The sequence below is a fragment of the Oscillibacter sp. CU971 genome (assembly GCF_905219725.1).
Classification (GTDB): Bacteria; Bacillota; Clostridia; order Oscillospirales; family Oscillospiraceae; genus Oscillibacter.
The window spans coordinates 1-3,921 of sequence record NZ_CAJMXG010000247.1; the positions used below are offsets into that span (position 1 = coordinate 1).

The window sequence follows — 3,921 nt, forward strand, 5'->3', positions numbered from 1 at the left end:
GGGGAACGACCAGCGATATCCATTCCTCCCATGGGATGATCTCGTCCATGATTTCCAGAAATTCTTCCCGTTTTGTTTTCTTTTTCCGGCATCACCAGCTTGATCCGGCTGGAATCCAGGATGCCCTTGCCGTACTTGCCGCCATCCAGGCCGAACAGGTCCTGCATCCCCTGGGTGGAGGTGACAGCAATACCGCCAAGGCCCCGGATGGTTTTCACCATCTCCTGGACGAAACCCGCCGCCAGAGGGTTGGAGTTGGCGCCCACCAGACTCCACAGCTCGTCCGCGATCAGGGCGGAGAGGTCCTCCCGGGAGTCCATGATGAGATCGTTTGCGATATCTGTGGCCCAGAAGATGCCGGGGAGCAGCAGGTCATCCGGCATCCCGGAGGTGTCCAGGACGATGTACTTGTTATCCAGGTCGATGTCGTTCCGAGCCCCCATGGCGGAGGCGGAGCCGGTGACGTACCGGGCCAGAACTACGGAAAGGTGCTTGGTTTCAGGGTTGTCCGCCAGGACCTTGTACNAGTCGGCAATGATGGGCATTTCCACAAAGGCCCCGGTTTCATCGGTGATGGTGTCGTTGTCAAAGGTAATCCCGTACTGCCGGTAGCACTCCACCAGGGAAGAATCCAGATAGTTTTTATCTTCATCGCTGAGGTCCCGCTTTTGGAGGGANTACNAGATANTGAGCCGGGAGANTTTATCGGCGAGAACGGAATCGTCCCTTGCCGCCATGTCCCGGAGGCCAGCNTAAGAATCCAGGGACCGCCGCCGGATGGCCATGATGTTGGGGCAGTCCCGGGAGGATGGGGACATCCGCAGGTACAGCCCGCCCAGCAGCTCGCAGAGGGGGCGGAACTCATGCCCTTTCTTGGGCACGATGAAGATGACCCGCCGCCCCTGCTGCCGGAGCCGTCCGCCCAGGCATTGGAGGGTAAAGGTTTTGCCAGCGCCAGAGGAGCCGCCGATCCAGCAGTTGCCGTTAGTGTACTTGTAGTCGTCATAGGGGTCCAGGAACACCGGAGAGCGGTTGTAGAGGTTCAGCCCCAGGAACACGCCGTTGCGGTCGCTGAGCTCGTAGGAGGCAAAGGGAAACGCNGCCGCCACGCCAGAGGTCAAAGCGTTCCGCCGGGACTTCCGTTCCACGTCCGGGTCCAGGGCCAACAGCGGCAGGGCGGAGAGGAACGCCTGCTCATTCTTGTAGTCGCAGCGCCGGGCGATCATGTCAATGGAGATACAGAGTTTTTCCACCGCCGTCACCCGCTGTTCCAGGGTCTCCGGGTCGTCCGCCACCACCTCCAACAGCGTGTGCATATAGTAGAAGTCCTCCCCCTGGCGGTTCATTACGTCCTTCAGGTAGAGACCGGAGCTGATGGCGCTGTNCAGCTCCTCGAAGTCCTTGCGGGTGTCCTCCACGTCCCGNATCCGGGAACGGTTGACCATGGTGGTCTGGGCGATTTTGGAGAGGATTTTGTCCTTGGGCTGACGCCGGAAGATGAAGCTGAGGTTCACGCCCTCCCCGGCCTCTACCAGGGGAGCCAGCCAGCAGGAGCCGACGGTGGTGGCGTAGCCGTAGCCGGTGACATAGAGGTAGGCGTNGTACACGCNGTCTACNGCGATATANTCCCGGCTCTTGGTGTCCACTGTGGTAGGAGACAGGATGTCCAGAATGGTGGTGGAGCCGGATTCCAGCTCGGTGAGGTCTGGCTTTTCCTCACCAAACAACAGATGTTTGAGGGAAAACTTCTCTTCCTTTTTGGCGGCGGGCTTTTTCTTTTTTGCCTTGGTCGGCGGCGCCTTTGATGGTTTCTTTTTCAAAAGGGTATTCATATACTCACATCCTTTGCTTGAATTTGTGTGAAAATTGCGTATAATAGAGATATAGAAGGTTGCTGCTTTTCGGAAAGGAGGCCGGTCTTATGGTTTATACCCTGGAAGAAATCAGCCGCCGCGTGCGGCCTGTCGCGGAAAAGTACAGGTTGAAAGCCGTATATGTGTGCGGTTCCTATGCCCGGGGCGAGGCCCGGGAGGACANTGACGTGGATTTGCTGGTGGACACTTGCGGCGCAGATCTCTCTGGATTTTTTGCAATCGGTGGACTATATAACGACCTTGAGGAAGCCCTGGAGAAGGAACTTGACATGATAACAGTGAGTGCTTTGGAACAGCCAATTCGTCATAAGAGTGATATCGGTTTTCGAGAATCTGTACAACGAGAGAGGCGGAAGATTTATGCAGCTGCGTGATCAACAGCGGTTAGTCAAAATTAAGGAGTACTGCGAGGATATCCAGACATCCATGAACCGGTTTGGCCATTCGTTTTCGATATTCTGTGAGGATAGTACTTACCAGTTTTCTGTTGCTTTCTGCCTCCTTCAAATTGGAGAATTAGTTGGAAAGCTCACAGAAGAATATCGAGCTGCTACAAAGTCACAAATCTCATGGCCCCAAATCAAAGGACTGCGCAATGTGATTGTACATGATTATGGCAGTATTGATTTGGAGGGCATCCGGAGAACCATTACCAGCAGCATTCCGGAACTGCACCGATTCTGCTGCGAACAGTTGCAGGAGAATCAATAGGAATAAAGAATGGGAGGTCTATGCGGGGCCCCCCATTCTTTATTCCTCATAAATACCATGCACCGCCGTTGTCATGTTGAACACGCCCTCCGGCAGCTTCACCCGGCGACTGGTGCGCTTGTTGATGATCTCGTACAGCAGCTTCAGAATGAAATCGTCCGTGTATCGAGGCTCCAGCACCTCCAGCTCGCAGACGTCCAGATACCGCCGGGCGGTGTCCGCCTCCTCGTTCAGCCGCTGGATGATGGCGGCGACGCTGTGCCCCTTGGACTTCATGTGGGCCTCGTACTGGAAGATCAGGAAGAAGCGGTGCCGGATGGCATCGCTGGCCACGCCCTGGCCGATCTGGGCGATGTTATCCTCGATCATCTCCCGGCAGGATTCGTTCTCCTCCTGTTCGGCGAAGCCCTTCATCCGCTCCACATACTCGGCGGTGTCCGCTGGGAGGGTCCGGGCCTCCAGCTGGAGATTATCCGGGGCGATTTTCAGCCAGGCGGCGTAGCTGGCGATGATGTTCTGCCGGTCATTGGCGGATTTCAGGTAGATGTTGACGGGCAGCACCTCCAGGATCTTGATGAAACGATTGTCCCGGGTGACCACCACGCCGCCCCGGATNTTCTTGATGGGAAGCCACGCCTGGATGCTGTCCCGGTAGGCCCCGCCTCCCCCGGCGGCTTTTATGCCTCCGCCGAAAATCAGTTCTTTTACATTCATTTCTTCTTGCACTCCCCTCGATAGGTAATGAGCCGCCGTCCCTTCCGCCAGCGCCACCAGGAGCCCAGCCAGCGGGTGAGGCTGTCGTCGTTGATACCGATGATCCCAAAGCCTCCCACGGGCACCAGGACGGTCAGGGTGACGATGATTTTAGGCGTCATGGACAGCGGGACAAAGGCCAGGCACAGGTACAGAATGGGCAGGGTCAAGACAACCGCCTCGATGAGATTGCGGAGCTCGAACAGGCCCATCACCCGGCCGGCGTCGGTAAAGTTGGTAGGGATATAGTAGGTTTCATTCGTCATAGTCCGTATCCTCCACAGGCCGTAGAAGACGGCCTCTGCAGCGCTGGAAATCCGATTTGAAAGATTGCAGCGCACTCTCGCGTTTTGCTATGATTTCTTCAAGAGCGGATTCCAGCTGTTTCTCCAGCCGGGCGGTGGTAGCGATCTCCCCAAGTTCCGCCCGGCTGATATATTGATTGGAAAGCCCTGACGCCGCTTCCAACTCTGTCAAAGACAGTCCGCAGCGATGGCGCAGAGCTCTTAAGGAACCACTGATTTAATCGCTGCGGGCAAAGCGAATGGCGCGAAAAAGTTTAAATTATTGCAAAAGCATAGCG

6 protein-coding genes are annotated in these 3,921 nt (G+C 56.3%); 2 read left to right on the forward strand and 4 right to left on the reverse strand.

Annotation, left to right across the window (positions count from 1 at the left end):
- A partial coding sequence (locus JX325_RS13365) for a VirB4 family type IV secretion system protein (RefSeq protein ID WP_243414089.1) occupies window positions 1–1,832 on the reverse strand: 1,832 nt, incomplete at its 3' end.
- Between the two features lie 89 nt (window positions 1,833–1,921).
- Here JX325_RS13365 and JX325_RS13370 point away from each other — a divergent pair.
- Window positions 1,922–2,248, forward strand: a complete 327-nt coding sequence (locus JX325_RS13370; protein ID WP_204791596.1) for a nucleotidyltransferase family protein — start codon at window positions 1,922–1,924, stop codon at window positions 2,246–2,248.
- Complete coding sequence (locus tag JX325_RS13375) at window positions 2,235–2,585, forward strand: DUF86 domain-containing protein (protein ID WP_204791597.1); 351 nt, start codon at window positions 2,235–2,237, stop codon at window positions 2,583–2,585. Before JX325_RS13370 ends, JX325_RS13375 begins: the two co-directional genes overlap by 14 nt.
- 39 nt (window positions 2,586–2,624) lie before the next feature.
- Here JX325_RS13375 and JX325_RS13380 read toward each other — a convergent pair whose 3' ends face one another.
- From JX325_RS13380 to JX325_RS18750, 3 genes are read right to left on the reverse strand one after another with little or no spacing between them, the layout of a single operon-like run.
- Complete coding sequence (locus JX325_RS13380; RefSeq protein WP_204791598.1) at window positions 2,625–3,299, reverse strand: hypothetical protein; 675 nt, start codon at window positions 3,297–3,299, stop codon at window positions 2,625–2,627.
- Window positions 3,296–3,604, reverse strand: a complete 309-nt coding sequence (locus JX325_RS13385) for a hypothetical protein (RefSeq protein WP_204791599.1) — start codon at window positions 3,602–3,604, stop codon at window positions 3,296–3,298. The genes JX325_RS13380 and JX325_RS13385 overlap by 4 nt, the downstream gene beginning before the upstream one ends.
- Window positions 3,594–3,860: a helix-turn-helix domain-containing protein gene (locus tag JX325_RS18750; RefSeq protein ID WP_374220626.1), complete on the reverse strand. Its 267-nt coding sequence runs from the start codon at window positions 3,858–3,860 to the stop codon at window positions 3,594–3,596. The genes JX325_RS13385 and JX325_RS18750 overlap by 11 nt, the downstream gene beginning before the upstream one ends.
- Between the last annotated feature and the right edge of the window lie 61 nt (window positions 3,861–3,921).

Excerpts from the sequence above, each read along its gene's own strand:
- JX325_RS13375 (WP_204791597.1), top strand. The coding sequence starts at position 2,235 with ATGCAGCTGCGTGATCAACAGCGGTTAGTCAAAATTAAGGAGTACTGC.
- JX325_RS13385 (WP_204791599.1), bottom strand. The coding sequence starts at position 3,604 with ATGACGAATGAAACCTACTATATCCCTACCAACTTTACCGACGCCGGC.